At 40.5% G+C, this 19180-nt stretch carries 21 protein-coding genes; 13 read left to right on the top strand and 8 right to left on the bottom strand.

Annotated elements, in window-relative coordinates; all coding sequences use genetic code 11:
* Positions 1–98: 98 nt before the first annotated feature.
* The 3 genes from trpA to ndhL all read right to left on the bottom strand — a co-directional run bounded on the left by trpA (position 99) and on the right by ndhL (position 1620).
* On the bottom strand, positions 99–941 hold the full coding sequence (gene trpA, locus ACM0OY_RS19480; RefSeq protein WP_414570497.1) for a tryptophan synthase subunit alpha: 843 nt from the start codon (positions 939–941) through the stop codon (positions 99–101).
* Between the two features lie 130 nt (positions 942–1071).
* The gene (locus ACM0OY_RS19475; RefSeq protein ID WP_414570496.1) at positions 1072–1383 is read right to left on the bottom strand and encodes a DUF3007 family protein; all 312 of its coding nucleotides are present in this window, start codon (positions 1381–1383) and stop codon (positions 1072–1074) included.
* 24 nt (positions 1384–1407) lie between these two features.
* A complete protein-coding gene (ndhL, locus tag ACM0OY_RS19470) occupies positions 1408–1620 on the bottom strand; it encodes an NAD(P)H-quinone oxidoreductase subunit L (RefSeq protein ID WP_414570513.1) in 213 nt (70 codons plus the stop codon).
* A 1251-nt stretch (positions 1621–2871) separates the two neighbouring features.
* On the opposite strand from ndhL, the gene ACM0OY_RS19465 reads away from it, so the two are divergent.
* Positions 2872–3333: a DUF29 domain-containing protein gene (locus ACM0OY_RS19465; protein WP_414570495.1), complete on the top strand. Its 462-nt coding sequence runs from the start codon at positions 2872–2874 to the stop codon at positions 3331–3333.
* A 122-nt stretch (positions 3334–3455) separates the two neighbouring features.
* Here ACM0OY_RS19465 and ACM0OY_RS19460 read toward each other — a convergent pair whose 3' ends face one another.
* On the bottom strand, positions 3456–4376 hold the full coding sequence (locus tag ACM0OY_RS19460; RefSeq protein WP_414570494.1) for a lysylphosphatidylglycerol synthase domain-containing protein: 921 nt from the start codon (positions 4374–4376) through the stop codon (positions 3456–3458).
* Between the two features lie 347 nt (positions 4377–4723).
* Here ACM0OY_RS19460 and ACM0OY_RS19455 point away from each other — a divergent pair, with 347 nt between their 5' ends.
* Positions 4724–5287 (top strand): DUF6658 family protein, encoded by a 564-nt coding sequence (locus tag ACM0OY_RS19455; protein ID WP_414570493.1) that lies wholly within the window; start codon positions 4724–4726, stop codon positions 5285–5287.
* A gap of 98 nt (positions 5288–5385) precedes the next feature.
* Positions 5386–5985, top strand: a complete 600-nt coding sequence (locus ACM0OY_RS19450) for a hypothetical protein (protein ID WP_414570492.1) — start codon at positions 5386–5388, stop codon at positions 5983–5985.
* 194 nt (positions 5986–6179) lie between these two features.
* Here the strand turns inward: ACM0OY_RS19450 and larC are convergent, their stop codons facing one another.
* Positions 6180–7463 (bottom strand): nickel pincer cofactor biosynthesis protein LarC, encoded by a 1284-nt coding sequence (gene larC / locus ACM0OY_RS19445; RefSeq protein ID WP_414570512.1) that lies wholly within the window; start codon positions 7461–7463, stop codon positions 6180–6182.
* A 74-nt stretch (positions 7464–7537) separates the two neighbouring features.
* On the opposite strand from larC, the gene ACM0OY_RS19440 reads away from it, so the two are divergent.
* The 4 genes from ACM0OY_RS19440 to ACM0OY_RS19425 all read left to right on the top strand — a co-directional run bounded on the left by ACM0OY_RS19440 (position 7538) and on the right by ACM0OY_RS19425 (position 10493).
* Positions 7538–8197 carry an L-threonylcarbamoyladenylate synthase gene (locus tag ACM0OY_RS19440; protein WP_414570490.1) on the top strand — a complete coding sequence of 220 codons (660 nt, stop codon included), beginning with the start codon at positions 7538–7540 and terminating at the stop codon, positions 8195–8197.
* Positions 8198–8371: 174 nt separating this feature from the next.
* A complete protein-coding gene (locus ACM0OY_RS19435; protein ID WP_414570489.1) occupies positions 8372–8572 on the top strand; it encodes a hypothetical protein in 201 nt (66 codons plus the stop codon).
* 31 nt (positions 8573–8603) lie between these two features.
* Positions 8604–9824 carry a HetZ-related protein gene (locus tag ACM0OY_RS19430; protein WP_414570488.1) on the top strand — a complete coding sequence of 407 codons (1221 nt, stop codon included), beginning with the start codon at positions 8604–8606 and terminating at the stop codon, positions 9822–9824.
* 192 nt (positions 9825–10016) lie between these two features.
* Entirely contained in the window at positions 10017–10493 is a 477-nt protein-coding gene (locus ACM0OY_RS19425) for a PD-(D/E)XK nuclease superfamily protein (protein WP_414570487.1), read from the top strand.
* A 69-nt stretch (positions 10494–10562) separates the two neighbouring features.
* Here the strand turns inward: ACM0OY_RS19425 and ACM0OY_RS19420 are convergent, their stop codons facing one another.
* Positions 10563–11480 (bottom strand): DNA adenine methylase, encoded by a 918-nt coding sequence (locus tag ACM0OY_RS19420; protein WP_414570486.1) that lies wholly within the window; start codon positions 11478–11480, stop codon positions 10563–10565.
* 164 nt (positions 11481–11644) lie between these two features.
* Here ACM0OY_RS19420 and ACM0OY_RS19415 point away from each other — a divergent pair, with 164 nt between their 5' ends.
* The 3 genes from ACM0OY_RS19415 to ACM0OY_RS19405 all read left to right on the top strand — a co-directional run bounded on the left by ACM0OY_RS19415 (position 11645) and on the right by ACM0OY_RS19405 (position 13391).
* On the top strand, positions 11645–11851 hold the full coding sequence (locus ACM0OY_RS19415; protein ID WP_099068287.1) for a DUF751 family protein: 207 nt from the start codon (positions 11645–11647) through the stop codon (positions 11849–11851).
* 129 nt (positions 11852–11980) lie between these two features.
* Entirely contained in the window at positions 11981–12400 is a 420-nt protein-coding gene (gene rbfA, locus ACM0OY_RS19410; RefSeq protein ID WP_414570485.1) for a 30S ribosome-binding factor RbfA, read from the top strand.
* A gap of 754 nt (positions 12401–13154) precedes the next feature.
* Positions 13155–13391, top strand: a complete 237-nt coding sequence (locus tag ACM0OY_RS19405) for a DUF4327 family protein (RefSeq protein WP_096537447.1) — start codon at positions 13155–13157, stop codon at positions 13389–13391.
* A gap of 424 nt (positions 13392–13815) precedes the next feature.
* Here the strand turns inward: ACM0OY_RS19405 and ACM0OY_RS19400 are convergent, their stop codons facing one another.
* Positions 13816–14169, bottom strand: coding sequence for a hypothetical protein (locus tag ACM0OY_RS19400; RefSeq protein WP_414570484.1), 354 nt, complete (start codon positions 14167–14169; stop codon positions 13816–13818).
* A gap of 527 nt (positions 14170–14696) precedes the next feature.
* Here ACM0OY_RS19400 and ACM0OY_RS19395 point away from each other — a divergent pair.
* Entirely contained in the window at positions 14697–15596 is a 900-nt protein-coding gene (locus ACM0OY_RS19395) for a cation diffusion facilitator family transporter (RefSeq protein WP_414570483.1), read from the top strand.
* Positions 15597–15644: 48 nt separating this feature from the next.
* Here the strand turns inward: ACM0OY_RS19395 and ACM0OY_RS19390 are convergent, their stop codons facing one another.
* Entirely contained in the window at positions 15645–16052 is a 408-nt protein-coding gene (locus ACM0OY_RS19390; RefSeq protein ID WP_414570482.1) for a response regulator, read from the bottom strand.
* 405 nt (positions 16053–16457) lie between these two features.
* Here ACM0OY_RS19390 and ACM0OY_RS19385 point away from each other — a divergent pair, with 405 nt between their 5' ends.
* Both ACM0OY_RS19385 and ACM0OY_RS19380 read left to right on the top strand, forming a co-directional pair.
* Complete coding sequence (locus ACM0OY_RS19385; protein ID WP_414570481.1) at positions 16458–18719, top strand: ATP-binding protein; 2262 nt, start codon at positions 16458–16460, stop codon at positions 18717–18719.
* A 4-nt stretch (positions 18720–18723) separates the two neighbouring features.
* A complete protein-coding gene (locus ACM0OY_RS19380) occupies positions 18724–19179 on the top strand; it encodes a response regulator (protein WP_414570480.1) in 456 nt (151 codons plus the stop codon).
* The last annotated feature ends 1 nt before the right edge of the window (position 19180 follow it).

Raw genomic sequence — 19180 nt, 5'->3', positions numbered from 1 at the left:
GTTTTTTTACATCTTGATATCTGATGTTAATATTCAAGACCAGAACAGTCAAATTGTCTACTAAACTTAGGATAAAAAAACTACGCTGTTACACTTTTTTAATCTACTTTTTCGCTCTCATCAACATGAGTATTTGTACTGTTGGTGGTCTTGATGGCTGCTTTGAGACTTTGACAAAATTCAGCAATCGCATTTAGTCCCTGTTCTGGTGTACCTTCTGCCAACCGCTTCACAAAAGCACTACCTACAATCACCGCATCTGCTCCCCATTCCCGTACTTGACGGCCTTGTTCCGGGTCAGAGATCCCAAAGCCTACGCCAATGGGTTTGTCAGTAGTAACACGAATTTGTTTTAGTAAATCTGATACCCTTGTTTGAACTTGCGATCGCATCCCCGTCACCCCTGTCAAACTGACTAAATAAATAAATCCTTGGGAGGAGCGAGCGATTGCTTGTATTCGTTCATCGGAACTGGTGGGAGCTATAAACAAGGTGACATCAATTCCCATTGCACTAGCTGGCTCAAGCAAGCCTGCGGCCTCTTCTAGGGGTAAGTCAGGTACTACTAATCCCGCGACCCCAGCCGCAGCAATTTGCTGGAGAAATTTTTCAATGCCACGGTGCAAAATTGGGTTGTAATAGGTAAACAGGACAATGGGCGATCGCATCTTGGGTGTAGTTGCTTGCACCATTTCCAGCACCTGCTCAAATTTCGTTCCCCTTTGCAGAGCGCGGGTAGCAGCTGCTTGAATTACTGGTCCATCCGCTAGAGGATCGGAGTATGGTACACCCAGTTCAATGATATCTGCTCCACTACGATCCAGAATTTGCAACGCTGCTGCTGTTGTTTGTAAATCTGGGTCGCCAGCGGTGATAAATGGAATCAAAGCACAGTCACGATTGTGCCTCAGTCTTTCAAAGCAGTCAGAAATTGCAGTCATTGGTCATTGGTCATTAGTCATTGGTCATTGGTCATTGGCCATTAGTCATTAGCCATTGGTCATTAGTTAAAACTGATGTTTAAACAAATACAAATGACTGATAACAAAGGACAACTGACCAATGATTACTTTACACCTGAGACTGCTCTTCTTGTTCTATCTGGGCTTGAATTCGTGCTAGTTCTTCGGGAGTTAATTCTTCCAAGCGCTTTTGCAGAAATTCTTGCTCATACTGTTCCCGCTGTTCGTGGTAGGTCATTTTTTGTCCCACCGCACGGAAAAAATAGGTAGCTAACCAGCCAACTAAGGCAGCCACTAGTAAAACTTGGCTCCATATACCAGCTTGCTGATTATTGAAGCCGGCTAGCTGTAATCCTACATATGCCAAGCCGCCGGCAATAAAAACGCCTAAGCCAATTCCAATAGCATCAATCCGTCGCATGAGAGTTATGACCTACCAATCTCGTTAAACTTCAATTTGTCGCGGCCGTGGTCGAATATTTACAATCGGCGATAACACCAACAAACCTGGAAAGAAGAAAAACACCAAAAAGTACATAAACACGCGCTCGATGGAGCTAGCCACATACCAACGCTGTTTCAGGTAGAACAAGACAGCGATCGGAATTACTAAAAGGTAAGCTCCAGCCAAAATCAGATACAGCAGGGCGACAATCATAACTTTTCTGTCTAAGCATCTATTTCTCATCATACGGCGAAGAGCCAAACTCAGGGAAGTAGAGTCATGATGCTTTCAAGAAATACGGAGAAAGGGAAAGGGGAAAAGGGCAAAGGGATTGAATTTTACCGATGGATGTTTCTTTCATTCATAACCGATGGTGCGCTGCCAGTGGCGTGCTTTCAACGGGTGGCGGGAGTGGGGCAAAGAAGTGGAGGCGCGAATAATAACTCCTCACCGGAGCTTCAGAGTCTCCAGCTTTGGTCAACAGTCAACACTCAGTAAGTATTTTGAGAAAACCCGCTAGGAAAATTGACATATTTCCGGGATATGATGCTATGATTATTAACCCAGTGGCAAATAAATGCTATTGTCAGACAAGCTCGAAAATGTTCATCCAAATTGGTTAGGAAAAAACAAAAAACTTCCAGTTGGAAAAAATATTTTCAATCTAGTTGGACAAATGACACAATTAGTGCTGGAATAGATGAGGAGGTATTTGCTGCCTCTACAAAATAAATAGTTACCGAACACCTGCGGGGGTGTGGCGGAATGGTAGACGCTACGGACTTAGATAACTGAGCCTTGAAGGAGAAATCCCTCAAGTGGAAGCTCTCAAACTCAGGGAAACCTAAATCTGGTAACAGACATGGCAATCCTGAGCCAAGCCGAAAAAGTCCTGAGTGCTGATTAGTGAGTGATGAGTAAACTAAAAACTCATAACTTCTAACTCATAGCTCATAGCTATTCGGAAGGTGCAGAGACCCGACGGGAGCTACCCTAACGTAAAGTCGAGGGTAAAGGGAGAGTCCAATTCTCAAAACTTGAAGCGGCTGTTGCCATCAAGTAGCAGTGAAAATTGCGGGAGAATGAAAATCCGTTGACCGTAAAAGGTCGTGTGGGTTCAAGTCCCTCCACCCCCATTAAATTTAGACTGATAGCTTGCTCTACATTGATTAATTATTTGTCACCAGTGGTATGTTTTTGTCATTGAGTTACATCTAGTTGTCTTGGTAGCAAATTAATTGCGGCTGGTTTTTAGTTGACAAAATTAATGTCGCTGATCGTAGCAGGCGATCGCACGAACAATCTTTGTATATGGCAGGTTTTGTTATCATACACTTACCCTGCTATTTGCAAAGTTTCACTTGGGATAAGTCCAAAAAAAATTTATTTGGATATATCGCGGGCATAGTAATAGCTGGATGAAATCAAGCTCAATAGTTGGATTTTGGGAGGTTGAAAAATCAGATGACAGCGCCTCAACCAACAGTCTTCACAAACTCTCATCTTTACGACCAAGATTTTTATTTGTGGATAGAGACAACTGCTAAACAATTAAAAGAGGGCAGATTTTCTGAGGTTGATTTAGAAAATCTGATCGAAGAGATTGAATGTATGGGGAGAAGTGAAAAAAAGGCAATCAAAAGTAATTTGATAGTTGTATTAATCCATTTGTTAAAATATAAATATCAGCCAGAAAAGCGCTCTAATAGTTGGAAGGGAAGTATTAGAGAACATCGCCGGAGGCTCAAAGAAGCTTTTGTGGATAGTCCTAGTTTAAAACCATATTTCCAGGAAGTTCTGCCAGAGTGTTATCAAGATGCAAGAAAGCAAGCGAGTGATGAAACTGGTTTATCACTTGATACTTTTCCTGTAGACTCTCCGTTTACTGGAGATGAGTGTTTAAATGAAGAGTTTTTACCTGATTAGTTAAGTTCTCATTTGGTAATATCACAGTGGAATTAGTGAGTTATTAGAGTCAGAATTGATAACTAAAACAGGCTTTATGCTTAATCCAAAATCCAAAATCCAAAATTATGCTAACTGAAAACTTATGACTTGCCAAGCCGTTCGTGTAACCAAGCTAAGGCAGCGCCGACAGTTTCAGCTAGAATGCTAATGAGGCGATATAGGGCGATCGCACTAAACACTAACGCAGATGGAAACTCGTGTCGTAAAAGCTCATACGCAGTCGCTTCAAACACACCCAACCCACCAGGCGCACCCGGAATCACTAACCCGAGCAACCAAGCGCAACTAAAAGCGCCCAGCAATAAAGGAATTTGACTAAAATTAAGAGAATTTAGGGCAAATACAGTTAAAATAAACCCTATGCCACGCAATCCTAAAAAGCCCAATTCCCCTAATAAAGGTCGTAGGGGATAGCGTTTAAGAGTTAAAACGACACTTGGCTGAGTATTGAGATCGGATTTTTTTGCCTTCAATTTGTATAAAAAGCGAATGGCTGGGTTTAAAAACCGGGGATGAACTGCACAAAGCACCACAGCTAAACTCAGCAATTGTAAGATTTGTACAATCGAAGTAGTATTATTTACTGCAAATTGACTACTGAATAAGATAATGATAATTAAAGCAGCCGTCGCCATCAGTAGCGGTTCTAGCAAAACGCTTAAGGTGGCTGCACCAGCAGAAACGTTGGCATTTTTGGCGGCGATAATTCGTCCGTAGTAATGCCAGATATTACCTGGCAAATACTTAGCAATATTAGTTTTTAAGTAAACTTTGATGAACTTGGAAGATGACACGGGTTGATTTAACTCTTGCAAAACCCAAGTCCAAATCCAGCCAGCCCAGGTATGTGCGAGTAAAGTGACGGCTGTAGCGATCGCCATAATTCCCCATCCTACCCCATCAATGCGGATAGCAGTCACTTGAATCCAATTATCCTTCAGGGCTTTCCCTAAAAAAAATATTGTTCCGCCTAAAATTATCCAACGTAAAAATTGCTTCATGAAATTAGTAATTTAACGGTTAGAAGAACAAGGGACAAATACCTCAAATCTTACTATATATATCAACTACATATTCAAAGATTTAAAAGTATGAAAAAGTCAAATGTAACATTTTTTACTTAAATGATGTTATATTATTTTATATCTCTCTAGAGTTAGATAAAAATATTATTTTTGTACTAATAAAAATGTGGCCTGCGCTAGAGGTAAAAGTTGTTTTATTCTTCCTATCTTTGAATAGAGGTTATTCACAAATTAACCAACTAAAGAACCACAATAACTGACTGAATAATACAAATTATTCAGCTAAGACTTCAGCTTATTAATAGTTTGGTAAGGAGGACTAAGTGAACGCTGTGATAACTTTTTTGAAAAAACTACGGCTGCGCCAAATATTAACAATTTTTCTCGTAGGATTATTGTTGATAGTTAGCACTGCTTGTAGTACAGGAGATGCTCAAGGTGCAAATCCACAAAATCCTGCTGTGCAAGCAGGTGGAGCCAACAATCCTTATAAGAATGGTGGAGACAAATACACTAGATCGTCCACCGATTCCAAAACGAGCGCAAAAACTAATTACGGACGCGACCAAGCTAGCCTAGAGCCAAGCTTACTATTGATTGCTACAAATGTTGGAAATAGAGATTCTGAGATACTTTATCCTGGTGCTGAAACACCAGTAGGTCGAATCAAGAAAGAAGCACAACTACCACTGATCACAGAAGAGAATTTCCAACAACCCGAACCGGGTGGTTTGATTCAAAACGAACCCAGTGTAGGAAGTCGCGTTAAAGAACGCCTTGGAACTGTGAAAGAAACTGTTGAAGAAGCTTCCGGCTTTTTGAAAGACAAGGCAGATGAAGCAGGTGCTAGATCAGAATTACAAAAAAATCCAGCAAGAGGCAAATAGAAATTTTATTTTGTCTCAATAGTTGAGATTTGAAATGGTTTGCAAATACCATCTTGTTTGAAGTTTAAATTAGTGACAAAAATGCAAGGAGTAAGAGTATGAAACAATTAGGTACTTGGTTGAACAATATTCGTCCGCTGAAAGTTTTAGCTGCTTTTTTAGTAGGAATATTCTTGTTTGTGACCCAGGCTTGTGCCGCGCCAGGAGTAGCGACACAACCACCACAGCCTGATGCTCAAACGCCTCAATCAAATAATTATGTCAAACGCTACGATCCCACAAAAGATTATCCTCTCTCTGCACCCGCTGGCGGGATGAATAACTTCAGTGATGTAGATCCTAGAGGGGGATTAGGTGAAAAAGCAGCTAATGACAGAGCTGATGCACTAGCAAAAAATGCTCAAAGAAATATTGAGCAAAAGAGTGTTGATTCTCGTGAGCAATATGTCCGAAATTACCAACAAGGTACATCTTTTGGTGAAAGAGTAAAAAACCTGGGTGAAGATGTTGGAAGTTCTGCCGGAGAATTGGGGGAAGGTTTTGCTAAGGGGACTCAACGCGGAATTGAAAACCTCAAGGGAAATACCCAGAATGCAGCCAAAGACTTGACGAAAAATGCTCAACGTGCTGGCGAAGATGCTAGTACCAATATTCAGCGCACCGCTGAAGATGCAGCTAACGCATTGAACAGAAATTAGTCGTTAAACTGGTGGCAATAATCCAGTTTAACAAGCCACAATAAACGCACCACTCGTCAAAATTCATGCTGAATTTTGACGAGTTTTTATTTCCATAAATAGGCAACAATTTCGCGTTAAGTTAACAATGATGGCCACAATAAGAATGTAAAAATTTCTTGACAGTTAAGAGTCAACGCTATTTTCAAGATAAGTTAGTTGTTTGGATTTTCTAAATACCAATGCTGTAACGCCAGCCGGTGAATTTCCCGCCAGGGAATATTATGTTTTCGGGCTAATTCTGCACAATCTTCATATTCTGGCTGGACATTAGCAATAACTTTTTCTGACGATCGCCCTTTCCATGCCACTTTGACGCGCACTTTGCCATATTCAGTTTCCACCTGTTGAATTTCTCGTTCTAAAATGGCGCGTTGCTGATTACTTCGCCGAATACCCAAAGTTGTGGTTTCACGGAATATAACTGCTTCGCAACTGAGTAAATTTTCTGGATGACAAATCGCAGTTAGCAAAATTCCTGGGCGGGATTTTTTCATAGCGATCGCCTGAGTGAAAACATCCAGCGCACCAGCCGCAAACAAGGCCTCAAACACATAGCCGATGGCTTGGGGATTTAAATCATCAATTTGGGTTTCTAGTACAACTATGGTTTCCAGATTTGAGCTAGTATCGCCAGAATCGCTGAAATTTGACTCTAAAATTGCGCTTTCGCCCAGCCAGAGGCGTAGAATATTGGGGATGGGTAAATTTATGGTTCCTGCTCCCAATCCTATCTGCTTGATAGCGATGGGGGGCGGTGAACCAAACTCTCTTGCCAAGGTAGTGGCGATCGCGGCACCTGTTGGTGTCACCAGTTCTCTTTCAATGCCGTTGCTATAAACTGGGCAACCCCGCATTTCCCAAAGCTTTAATACTGCTGGTACTGGTACAGCCATTTGACCATGTGCTGCTTTAACAGTACCGCCGCCAGTCGGGAACGCCGAGCAGTATAGTAAGGGCAACCCTTCGTCATTGCTCTCAATCCCCAACCAATCCAAACCCAAGCAAGTACCCACAATATCTACAATCGCATCTACAGCACCCACCTCATGAAAATGAACTTTTTCAGGAGAAATGCCATGCACCGCCCCTTCTGCTACTGCTAGCCGCCGAAATACCGCCAAACTCCAAGCTTCTGCTCGTGGTGGCAACCCTGCTTTGAGAATCATCTGCTCTATTTCTGGCAGGTGGCGTTCGTGATGATGAGTGTGTTCGCGATCGTGGTGGTGATGATGGTCTATTAAATCCACATGGACTTTAGTCGCTTGCTGACCATTCCGTTGCACAAGTTCTGCCGTTAACTGATATTCCTGTTCGATTCCCAACCCATTGAGTTTTTCAATTAAATACTCCACAGGAACACCCAAACTGACCAAAGCGCCCAGGCACATATCACCGGAAATTCCTGTCGGACATTGAAGATAAGCGATCTTATTCATATTCATTAGTCATTAGTCATTAGTCATTAGTCATTCTCTTTATCTTCCCAGTCCCCAATCCCCAGTCCCCACCTATGGCAAAAATTTTCCCAGTCCATCCGGATAATCCTCAAATTCGCCGAATAGAGGAAATAAAGTCAGCGCTCTCTAGTGGTGCTGTCATGCTTTACCCTACTGATACAGTCTATGCCATCGGTTGTGATTTGAATGCCAAGTCGGCGGTAGAACGAGTGCGGCAAATTAAGCAGCTAGCAAATGATAAACCACTGACATTTTTATGTCCCTCGCTTTCAAATGTGGCGACTTATGCCTTCGTAAGTGACACAGCCTATCGGATTATGAAGCGCCTAATTCCAGGTACATACACGTTTTTGCTACCAGCTACTAAGTTAGTACCGCGATTGGTGCAAAGTCCCAAGCGGAAAACTACTGGAATTAGAGTCCCAAACCATACTGTGTGTTTGGCTCTGCTGGCAGCCTTGGGCAATCCGATTATCTCAACTTCCGCACACGTGCCACCAGATGAAGTAGATAATGGCTTGATTCACATAGATCCAGAGACTATTCAATCACGGGTAGAGTTATTTGACCGTTTGGACAAATTCGTAGACATCATTGTAGATACTGGCGAGGAACCTACATATGAAGTGTCTACTATTTTGGATTTAACGGGGGATGAAGCAGTAATGATACGGAGGGGTTTAGGTTGGGAAGCCGCGGCAGCATGGGTATAACAATTAAATTTCATCAGCGCACTTCTTGGTTTCGGAAATTGTGATTTAAATGACTCCAGTTTTGAAATTGTCATAATTAAACGCGATGTCTACGACGGCCTACGCCTACGCAGTAGGTATAAGCAGGATGGTGGCAACACACGTTAGAGCAAGGCATTTAACAACTTTAAAGAAATGCTGCGTATCCATTTACTAGCATCTATGTGGTGGTTTGTGGAAGAACCGACACATTGTCATAGCTATAACTCTTTCCTATTTCCTATAGTTTTAAATATGAGCTTTAGATGTGAGCATTACATGGGGCAAGTCTTGATGGATGAATGCCCAAAGATTCTCCAGCCAAGACTAGCCTCGATCGCTGTGTCTGCGTTGTAATTACGGTGCAATACTACTCCCTGGAAAAGTCATGAAAGCTAATGTCGCCAATCTACCAAACTCTACACCAATTTTTGAAAACCACGTTTCTGGCGAAGAATTGCCAGCTAACAGCAGTGATACTTTGATTCAACTGCTGTGTGAGGAAATGCAAGGCCAAGTGAAAGCAGCACCCAGGTGCGTACAAGCTTTAGCAAAGCGCATCGCCAAGGAAGTAGAACGCATTTGCGATAAAAGCTCCCGTATCCAAACATCTGGACAAATCAAGTCTTGGCAGATGACGTTGGCAAGACATCGGATGCAAAAGTGCTTACGTTACTACCAACTAGGTTCAAAACAAGGACGGGTGGAATTACATAGCAATTTGGGTGCGATGGTTTACCGCCATGTAACTATATCCGGTTCTGAGTTGGGTTTTGACGCTCGTTACAGCCTGATTGAAGATTTTTTACAAGCATTTTATATTGAAGCAATTAAAGCTTTCCGCCGCGAAAACGAATTACCTGAGGATCACACGCCCCGTACTCAGCTGCAATTAGCTGAATATATGGCGTTTACAGAACAATACGCCAAACGTCGCATCAATTTACCTGGCGGTGCAAATCAGCAATTAATTATCTTGCGGGCCCAAGGTTTTGCTCGTCGTCAGCCCCAAGAAACTACTGTAGATATTGAAATGGCGGTGGAGTCTGCTAAGGGTGAAGAAGCAGAATCTTACCAGCGTAATTCGGCGGTACAACAACTGCGATCGCAAATGATCGCCAAAGCCAGTTTCGATCCATCGGAAGAATCAGAACGCGATCGCGTCATCGCTGAATTGATGAAATACTTGGAGTCTCAAGGTCAATCTGACTGTATGGACTACTTAAGCCTCAAACTCCAAGACCTCTCAGCACCAGAAATTGACCAAATTCTCGGTTTAACTAGCCGTCAGCGTGATTATCTACAACAACGGTTTAAATACCATGTAGAAAAGTTTGCCAAGCAACACCATTGGCAATTAGTACATCAATGGTTAGGTGCGGGTTTAGAGCAAAAGTTGGGTTTATCTTCCCAACAGTGGGAAACCTTTATCGGTCAACTCACAGAACAACAACAGCAAATTTTACAGTTCAAAACTGCGCGAGAAAACGATCAAGCGATCGCCAAAGCCATCAAATGCACCCCTAAACAACTGCAAAAGCGTTGGACTCAACTTTTAGAGATCGCATGGGCTATCCGCAACGGTAATACTGAAGCTCAGACGGGTTAAAGCCCAAAAGAAAATTATTACTTGAATTAATAACTGATTTCTTATTCAAATTATTAATACATGTGTATTTATTTAGTACAAAATTACCAAATTTTTGTACTCTAAACAAAAATTCATATTCAGCAACTGACCATTTATTACTGCTTCTATGGAATCCTAGAGTAAGCAGTACTTTTGGCAGAGGAATTTAGGATGGCTCTGACTCAAGGTGGGCGGGCAAATAAGGCAGGGAGAATTTTAGAAATCAATGTAGAAGCAATTTTGAATGGGCATAATTATTTCCAAGTAGGGAATTATGTCTCCAAAGAAATTGTATCAAATGCGGCTTTATTACCAAAACGCTATGGTAAAGAGGTTTATATCGGAAGTGGAATTTATCATACCGATTTAAAAGTTGATTTTTACATTCTTGGCTCACCTGCAATGCCATCTGGTTTAATTATCGAGTGCAAATGGCAAGAAAGCCCTGGCTCGGTTGATGAAAAGTTTCCTTATTTGAATATGAACATTCAGCATTATTACCCTGCACCGACTATCGTCATACTAGGTGGTGAAGGTATGCGAGAAGGTGCAAGTAAATGGCTAAAAGCAAGAGTTAATGATAATCATAATTTATTAGCAGTTTTTAGCTTAGACAGATTCATCGCTTGGGCAAATAAAAATCTTTAGAATAAGAACTCAGAATTCAAAATCCAGAATGTAATAGTTGCTCAATTAGAATATGCTACTTTGATTTAATTACATAATGTCGTTCATTGATTCACTCGCCAGTCTTACAGCATTCATCCTGATTTCTGAATTCTGACTCCTGAATTCTTTATTATCAAAAGATGTAATTAATAGTTCATCGATTATGCCTCGATTTTTGATATTTGAGTTAATTGATCGCGCCGCTTTGATTGTGTGTGTTTCAAATTTGATATCTGTATAAATTTTTTTAATAAATTCACTATCAGAATTACATACCATTACTTTAACACCACGACTTGCTAACTCTGCACAAGTATCTCGCAAAAGTTCTTGGTCTTTTTTACTAAAACAATTTTGACTATAAGCAGTGAAATAGCTAGTATCACTTATAGGGTGGTAAGGCGGATCAAAAAATACAAAGTCATCACTGCTATTAGCACGGTTTAGTACTTGTGTAAAATCTGCTTGTTGAATTTTGACCTGAGAAAGTGCTTTAGAGGCTAGTCGCAATAAATTTTCAGGACAAATATTGGGATTGTTATATCTGCCTAAAGGCACATTGAAATTGCCCTGTGAGTTGACTCGATAAAGACCGTTAAAACAGGTTTTATTCAGATAAATTAAACGAGCAGCCTTTTCTAAATTAGTACCACCACAGTTATTTCTGACACTGTAGTAATAATCTCTATTATGTCCTTTTTTATGTTCTTTGAGGAGCGCAATTAATTCATCAACGTTATCTCTAACGCAGCAATAAGTATTAATTAATTCGGCGTTAATATCAGTTAAAATTGCTTGAGTTGGTTGCAAATAGAAAAAAACAGCACCACCACCTAAAAATGGTTCATAGTAATTTTGATAATTTTTAGGAAAATAAGGAATATATTGCTGAATCAACTTACTTTTACCCCCTGCCCACTTCAAAAATGGACGCGGGCTAGTTTCTTTGGGGATTTGAATAACCATTTATTTACAATTTTACCGAAATAGTTGCGACTAAATATAGTTAATATAACTGACGAACCATATTTTATATTAACTGGGTAATTTTCCAGCCGCATAGATTACAATTGAGTAGATAAAGCATATCAAAACAAACGTAAGTTTATAACAAGGCAGTTTAGATTCAAATGTTTGACGGATTTTGGGATAACGTCTTTCGCTACCCCCGCTACTTCATTACTGTGCTCTTAGGGGTATTTCTCAACACCTTTGCACCATTAGTGCCACTGTTAAAACGCCCAATTACCTTAATCGCCCTTTTGGGTTTATTTGTCAGCAGTCTGGTGTTCGTGACTCTCACCCTACGTGCAATGCTGGGCTTGAGTACAATCTAGGCTAGGGCGATGTTGTTATTCTGCCCTAAAGACAGTTGTTTTTGGCGTTAATTGCCATCCGCTAGGTACTATCTACCCAGCTTGCGTCTATATTATGTTGTACAACCTCTGTGAGGAGGCTAAAGTTTTATGGCTACAAATCGCCGCGTTTCCCGTGTTGCTGAACTGATTAAACGGGAAGTTAGCCAAATGCTGCTCAACGGCATTAAGGATGACCGTGTAGGTACAGGAATGGTAAGTGTTACTGATGTTGATGTTTCTGGCGATCTCCAACACGCCAAAATCTACGTCAGTATTTATGGTACAGATGAAGCTAAGGCAGAAACAATGGCAGGCTTAAAGTCAGCCACGGGTTTTGTCCGTAGCGAACTTGGTGCTAGGGTACGGCTACGTCGCACACCAGAGGTTATCTTTGTCGAAGATCGCTCCATAGAACGTGGTAATAAGGTATTGGCACTATTAAACCAGCTGAATAATCAGCGATCGCCAGAAAATCCCACAACAGTAGAAGACAGCACAGATCCAGATGATGATGAACTTTCAGAATAAGTAACTTAAAGAACAATGTAACTTCAGAACAAATCGATCTCAGCAAATCCGCCAAACACTTTACAGACGTGACTAGATCGCGTCTGTTTTAATGTGACCATAAGCATTAGGCATGGATGAAAGGGCAAAGGGCAAAGCAAAAATCCCTCCTTCCCCCTTAAGCCATCCCCTCATCCCCCTTTCTACAGATGTTTATCTAAAAAAAAACATGTAACATCAGCCCTGGAATTAACCAAGTAATTGCGGATTTGTTTAAGAAATTGTTAACAGTTGCTTGCCTAAAAGCCTTCATAGTGTAATTTAGCCGTTAGTTTTGCCATAGTTTATACCCTAGTTGCTGCCAAATATCCTTATCTTGTTTACCTTGAGATAGATACCAACACTTCTAGATACAGCTTTCAGGTGATTATTTGATCTGTGAGCGATCGCAATATGGACTTTTATCACCAGCCAAATCATGCCTCAAGGCACTAATGGCAAAGCTTTGAGACCTGTTGAATAAAACTCACATAACAACAACAGCAGGTTTCGTTAACTACTTTGACATTGTTTTGTGAAGCGTATTTTTCGGAAATGTCAGCTTTCGTTGACTTTCTTAACATTTCTTGAGATAATTTCAGGATGTGTAGCGTCAAAATGAAATTAGTTCCGTATAGCAAACTACAAAACCATAGCCACAAGTCAAATCCCTGTCATGTTTGTTCCTAGTAGCTAGCGGGAACACTATCTAAGTGTTAATTTGTGAGTAAAAACCATGAGTGTGAATACGGTGCCTTCTATTAATTACTACTCTCTGGATGTCATCCAAGACGAAGCACGCCGACTGGTGCAAAAGGGAATGGTCAGCCGACAACAGCCAATATATACACTCTGCCAATACATCCCAGCGAGAGAGTGGGTTTGCGTTGAATGTGAATTAGAAAAATGTGACTTTTTGTTACGCGATCGCATTGGTGATTTGATTGGTCGTGAAGAATGGGACAACGACTAGTCAATATTTAATTTCGGGTTTGAGATTGGGAGTTTATTTTTGATGTGTGGATTTCACAATCAACAATTCGACGCCCAATCTGGGATAATCTCTGGCTTTTGGTAAACATTGCCCAATCTAGAATCTTGCGTTTTTTTAATACGGAAACATTAGAGTCTCAAATTATACAAGTTTTCAGGTGAATTTAGGCATCAAAACTAATAGTTCTGGTGCTTAAACTTGAGTCTAGTATGTGGATTCATTTACCGGAGCGGTTCCTAATGTTGAACTGCTCCGGTAATTTTTCCATAAATGTGGGGGATGGCGCATTGGGCATGGAAAAGAGGTAGAGGGGCAGGGGGTAGGGTGCAGGAGAGGTGTGGGAGGAGAGGAAGGTTAAGAAGCTTTTTTTTAATCTCCCCACACTCCCCACTCTCCATCTCCCTCATCCCACTTGGTCTAAATACTGATTAATATCATCAATGATACGAGTCAATTCGGCTTCTGTAGTTACGCGGATGTTAATATTGCGAACAGTCAGCAGGACTTTGGCTGCGAAGGGACTCGGCCAAATATTAGGGTTACAGAAAACTTCTAAAAAGACTTCGCCAGTGTAACGATATTCCAGGGGGGGTTGGGGAGTCGCTTTACTGCCGCCAGGACTGGCTTTAGCAGCGCCAGCTTTGAGGCGTTCCATTAACTGATCTATTGCTGCCTTTAATTCTCGTGCTGCTTGGGGTGAAAAACTGAAGGACACAGAACCTTCAACTAGGTTGAGTGTTAGAGGAGTTGAAGACATTAGCTTTGTATTAAACTTCTTGATAATTACTAATGTTACTGGAATAAGTAGTCAGGGTTATAGCGGTTCCCAGAAACGTAAGGTACAGAAAAAAATAATTAACCACAGATGAACAGGACTTTTCGTAGGGTAGCACAGCAGTGCTACCCTAATCATTGAAATGAGAAGCGCTATAGTCCTTGGTTAATTAATATCCAGAATGGCAAGTGTTGAGAGAGCAAACTATTAAAACCAATTTTTAATACAGGCTGTTTAATCTGTTCAGAGTATTCGCATACAAATAAAGTTAATTAAAATCTTCTTAGTATTAATGCTAAAAATATGCTGTTCTTAACAGAGCTAATATCACTGTTTATCTAAATTGTAGCTAATATTATTTATAAATAATCTCAATAGCTAGAATAAAAATTGTCAGCTAAAGAGAGAAATAGTTCTTATTGTGTAAGACTTTGATACATTTTATTTGTATTTATTGATGTTTTGAGTTTTACATTAGAAGTCATAGAACTTGATGTGATAAATAATCTATGACTGCCGATAACCGTGCCGAAGTACGAAAGGTTTTAATTATCACCTTAGTACTTAATCTGTTTGTAATGGGATTAAAAGCAATAGTTGGTTCGTGGACAGGTTCTTTGAGTTTATTAGCTGATGCTTTGCATAGTGTTACCGATAGTGCCAACAACGTTTTAGGATTAATCGCCAGTAAATTTTCTTCTCCCCAACCCGATCGCGAGCATCCTTACGGACACAGCAAGTTTGAAGCAGTGGGAGCATTAGGGATCGCAGCCTTTTTAGGAATAGCCTGTTTTGAAATTCTCCAAGGAGCAATTGAGCGAATTCTCAAGGGTGGTGAACCCGTGAAAATATCACTACCTGAGTTGTCGTTATTACTAATTGTGTTGGGTATAAATATTTTTGTCGCGTTTTACGAACGTGCTGTAGGTAGGCGGGTAGGTAGCCCGATTCTCATAGCTGATGCTACACACACCATGAGCGATATCTGGGTGACAATTTCTGTAATTGGCGGCTTGATCGGAGTTTGGCTGGGTTATCAATGGATGGATGTAGTGTTGGCTTTCCCCGTAGCTTTGTTGGTATTTTGGAGTGGCTGGTCAGTTTTAAAAGAGAATTTACCTTGGTTGGTAGATCAAATGGCGATCGCACCAGAAGTAATTCATGCGATCGCTACTTCTGTCCCTGGTGTAATCAACTGTCATGATATCGCTTCTCGGGGTGTTCTTGGTCGTCAGGTGTTCATTGAAATGCATTTAATCGTAGAGACACCAGATGTACAAACTGCTCACCAGATCACCGAAGAAGTAGAAAGCCGATTAGAAGAACGGTTTCGTCCAGTGAGGATTTTAATTCACGTCGAGCCACCGGGATACAAGTCTGAGCAAATTAGTTTTGAGAGCAAGGCATAAGGGGGATACTCTGACGCGGGGACAAGAAGAATGACTAATCAGAAATGACTAATGACTATTAAAAGAATCAACTAAATTTACAACAATCGCCACTAATTCGCCTGGATCGACTGGCTTAGACACATGCATCTGAAAACCTGCTTCTAGAGCAATATTACGGTACTCGCGATCGCCATAAGCAGTTAAGGCGATGGCAGGGAGTTTGCCACAGATATCTGGTTGCAGCGTTCGTATTTTGCGGATGAGGGTGTAACCATCTTCATTAGGCATAGCAATATCACATATCAAGATATCAGGCTGCAATTCTGGTAGTACTTTTAATGCGGCTGCTGCTGATGCAACTGCTGTAACGGATGCTCCATCTGCCTCCAATACAGTTGTAACGTAGAAGCGGCTATCCTCATCATCATCAACTACGAGGATGTTTAAGCCAGCAAGAGGGAGAGGAGGTTCCATAACATTTCCATTAACGTTGATAGAATAAAATTTAATTGCTAATGACCTACTTGTTTTACTTTCTCAGTGGCCACATTATTGGTCATTTTACTGCGATCGCGCCTATTTTTCTAGAAAAAAACTCAACTCTTTTACTTATTATTCAATTTACAGCTAATTTTTCTCTGACATTGATATTCTTCTCTAGATTAAACTTTCCAGACCCCTAAATTTATTGAGGTAAATAAATTTAATTTTCATAAATTGTTATTAGTTTCCTGATAAAATCTGCTAAAAATAATTTTATAATAAATTTTAGTTGTGGTTTTTGAGATATATTTAAACAAAAATTTTGCAACTAATTTAGAGACCATTTTTAGGCTGAGGTACATCGATCGGACACTAGTCATCCATTGGTACTAAAACGTGAACACTAACGATATTAGCATTCCCTTTCAAGTTGACCTCACTAACTGCGATCGAGAGCCAATTCATATTCCTGGCTATATTCAACCTCATGGAGTTCTTTTGGTATTAAAAGAACCAGAGTTAACTATCCTCCAGTGCAGCAATAATACTTATTCTTTAATTGGCATAAAACCAGAACAATTACTAAACCAATCTTTAAACATTTTTTTGGAATCTGAGCAAATTAATTTATTAAAAGATTGTTTATCTCAAGACGATTTAAACATTGTAAATCCTCTAGAAATTACCATAAAATTTGGGATTAAAAATTTACATTATGATGCGATTATTCATCGGCTACATCAAATTTTGATTCTCGAATTAGAACCGACATTTTTAGAAAAAAGTAATGGATTCTTTAAATTTTATCATTTAGTGAAACAGGGTATATCTAAATTACAGGCGGCATCAGGTGTTCTAGAACTCAGCCAAATTCTTGCTCAAGAAGTCAAAAAAATAACTGGCTTTGAACGAGTGATGGTCTATCGCTTTGATAAGGATTGGAATGGCGTTGTCATTGCTGAACAAAAGCCAGAATATCTGACATCTTATTTAGGGTTACATTATCCAGCTTCTGATATTCCCGTGCAAGCTAGGCTACTCTACAGCCAAAATTGGCTGCGGCTCATACCCAATGCTGACTATCAACCAGCAGCAATTTTGCCTATAAATAATCCTTTGACTGGGCAGCCTTTAGATTTAAGTAAGTCAGTGTTGCGGAGTGTTTCGCCTTTACATATTGAATATATGCATAATATGGGCGTAACGGCATCAATGTCAATTTCCATTATGAAAAACCAAAAATTATGGGGGTTAATTGCTTGCCATCATCAATCACCTAAATATGTCCCATATGAAATTCGTAATGCGTGTGAATTTTTAGGACAAATTACATCTGTAGAACTGAGTGCAAAAGAGGATAGCGAAGATAGTGAATCTAAAATTCAGTTGAAATCAGTTCATAGCAAGTTAGTAGAGTACATGTCAGCAGGAAATAACTTTATTGAAGGTTTAATTCAGCATCAACCGAATCTACTAAATCTTGTGAATGCCCAAGGAGCAGTGGTATTTTTTGAAAAAGAATATTTTGCAGTTGGTGGCACTCCTGAAAAACCAGATATTCAAAATTTAATTGAATGGATTCATCAAAACGTCCAGGAAGAAATTTTTTACACTGATTCGCTATCACAAATTTATCCAGAGGCAGAAAAATTCCGGGATGTAGCTAGTGGCTTGATGACGCTTTCATTTTCCAAAGTTCAGAAAAACTACGTTCTGTGGTTTCGCCCAGAGGTGCTGCGAACTGTCAATTGGGGAGGTAACCCAAATAAGCCTGTGGAGGTAACTGGAAACGGTAGTTTACATCTATCACCCCGGAAATCCTTTGAGTCATGGAAAGAAACAGTGCGTTTAAAATCTCTGAGTTGGAAAGCTTGTGAGGTGAATGCAGCACTGGAGTTGAGAAGCGCTATTATTGGTGTGGTGTTGCGAAAAGCAGATGAATTAGCGCAGCTAAATATTGAACTAGAACGCAGTAATAATGAATTAGATGCTTTTGCCTATATTGCTTCCCATGATTTGAAAGAACCACTGCGCGGGATTCATAATTATTCCAATTTCCTCATAGAAGACTACGGCGAAATTCTCAACGAAGAAGGTAAGGAAAAGTTAAGAACTTTAATTCGTTTAACTCAGCGGATGGAAGATTTAATTGATTCGCTGCTACATTTTTCCCGCTTGGGAAGAGTGGATCTCTCTATGCAGCACACTGATATTAATAGTGTAGTAAAGCGAAATTTAGATTTGTTGAGTGCCCGAATTGAGGAGATGGGGGTAGAAATCCGTATTCCTAGACCATTACCAACAGTGTATTGCGATCGCGTCCAAGTAGGTGAAGTCTTTAACAATCTGATTGCCAACGCCATTAAATACAACGACAAACCCGAAAAATGCATTGAAATTGGCTATATCGAAGCCGCTTTACCTGCACCAGTGACGTTCTACGTGCGCGATAACGGCATTGGCATTAGAGAAAAACACTTTGAGGCGATTTTCCGCATCTTCAAACGGCTACACGGGCCAAGCAAATATGGTGGTGGTACAGGGGCAGGATTAACCATCACAAAAAAAATTGTGGAGCGACATGGCGGTAAAATCTGGGTGGAGTCAACCTACGGCGAAGGTACTACGTTTTATTTCACGCTACAAGCAGGAGACTGAATTCATGATTGCCAAAACCGCCCAACCTTTGCTGGTGATTGAAGACAGCGATGAAGACTTTGAAGCGTTATGTCGAGTCATGCGCCGAGAAGCTGTAATTAATCCCATCTTTCGCTGCACTGATGGCGATGAGGCCCTGGACTTTCTTTACCACACAGGCCCCTACACTGATTCTCAAAAATTCCCTTGTCCCTCAATTATTTTGCTCGACCTGAATTTACCAGGAACCGATGGGCGAGAAGTTTTAGAGCAAATCAAACAGGATCGAGACCTGAAAAATATTCCGGTGGTTGTATTTACCACCTCTTCTAACCCCAGAGATATTGAAGTATGCTATCGATATTGCATTAGTAGTTATATTCTCAAACCAATCGACATCAACAGATTGGTACAAACTATTCAAAGTTTTATAACTTATTGGTTAGATATCGTCATTCTCCCTGATGCTGTTAGCAAGTAGT

Origin of the sequence: Nostoc sp. CCY 9925, assembly GCF_963920935.1 — a bacterium.
Lineage (GTDB): Bacteria > Cyanobacteriota > Cyanobacteriia > Cyanobacteriales > Nostocaceae > Nostoc.
The sequence above is the reverse complement of the archived record's forward strand: the minus strand, read 5'-3'. Positions and strand labels throughout refer to the sequence as shown.

Excerpts from the sequence above, each read along its gene's own strand:
- trpA (WP_414570497.1), bottom strand. The coding sequence starts at position 941 with ATGACTGCAATTTCTGACTGCTTTGAAAGACTGAGGCACAATCGTGAC.
- ACM0OY_RS19475 (WP_414570496.1), bottom strand. The coding sequence starts at position 1,383 with ATGCGACGGATTGATGCTATTGGAATTGGCTTAGGCGTTTTTATTGCC.
- ndhL (WP_414570513.1), bottom strand. The coding sequence starts at position 1,620 with ATGATTGTCGCCCTGCTGTATCTGATTTTGGCTGGAGCTTACCTTTTA.
- ACM0OY_RS19465 (WP_414570495.1), top strand. The coding sequence starts at position 2,872 with ATGACAGCGCCTCAACCAACAGTCTTCACAAACTCTCATCTTTACGAC.
- ACM0OY_RS19460 (WP_414570494.1), bottom strand. The coding sequence starts at position 4,376 with ATGAAGCAATTTTTACGTTGGATAATTTTAGGCGGAACAATATTTTTT.
- ACM0OY_RS19450 (WP_414570492.1), top strand. The coding sequence starts at position 5,386 with ATGAAACAATTAGGTACTTGGTTGAACAATATTCGTCCGCTGAAAGTT.
- larC (WP_414570512.1), bottom strand. The coding sequence starts at position 7,463 with ATGAATAAGATCGCTTATCTTCAATGTCCGACAGGAATTTCCGGTGAT.
- ACM0OY_RS19440 (WP_414570490.1), top strand. The coding sequence starts at position 7,538 with ATGGCAAAAATTTTCCCAGTCCATCCGGATAATCCTCAAATTCGCCGA.
- ACM0OY_RS19435 (WP_414570489.1), top strand. The coding sequence starts at position 8,372 with ATGCTGCGTATCCATTTACTAGCATCTATGTGGTGGTTTGTGGAAGAA.
- ACM0OY_RS19430 (WP_414570488.1), top strand. The coding sequence starts at position 8,604 with ATGAAAGCTAATGTCGCCAATCTACCAAACTCTACACCAATTTTTGAA.
- ACM0OY_RS19425 (WP_414570487.1), top strand. The coding sequence starts at position 10,017 with ATGGCTCTGACTCAAGGTGGGCGGGCAAATAAGGCAGGGAGAATTTTA.
- ACM0OY_RS19420 (WP_414570486.1), bottom strand. The coding sequence starts at position 11,480 with ATGGTTATTCAAATCCCCAAAGAAACTAGCCCGCGTCCATTTTTGAAG.
- ACM0OY_RS19415 (WP_099068287.1), top strand. The coding sequence starts at position 11,645 with ATGTTTGACGGATTTTGGGATAACGTCTTTCGCTACCCCCGCTACTTC.
- rbfA (WP_414570485.1), top strand. The coding sequence starts at position 11,981 with ATGGCTACAAATCGCCGCGTTTCCCGTGTTGCTGAACTGATTAAACGG.
- ACM0OY_RS19405 (WP_096537447.1), top strand. The coding sequence starts at position 13,155 with ATGAGTGTGAATACGGTGCCTTCTATTAATTACTACTCTCTGGATGTC.
- ACM0OY_RS19400 (WP_414570484.1), bottom strand. The coding sequence starts at position 14,169 with ATGTCTTCAACTCCTCTAACACTCAACCTAGTTGAAGGTTCTGTGTCC.
- ACM0OY_RS19395 (WP_414570483.1), top strand. The coding sequence starts at position 14,697 with ATGACTGCCGATAACCGTGCCGAAGTACGAAAGGTTTTAATTATCACC.
- ACM0OY_RS19390 (WP_414570482.1), bottom strand. The coding sequence starts at position 16,052 with ATGGAACCTCCTCTCCCTCTTGCTGGCTTAAACATCCTCGTAGTTGAT.
- ACM0OY_RS19380 (WP_414570480.1), top strand. The coding sequence starts at position 18,724 with ATGATTGCCAAAACCGCCCAACCTTTGCTGGTGATTGAAGACAGCGAT.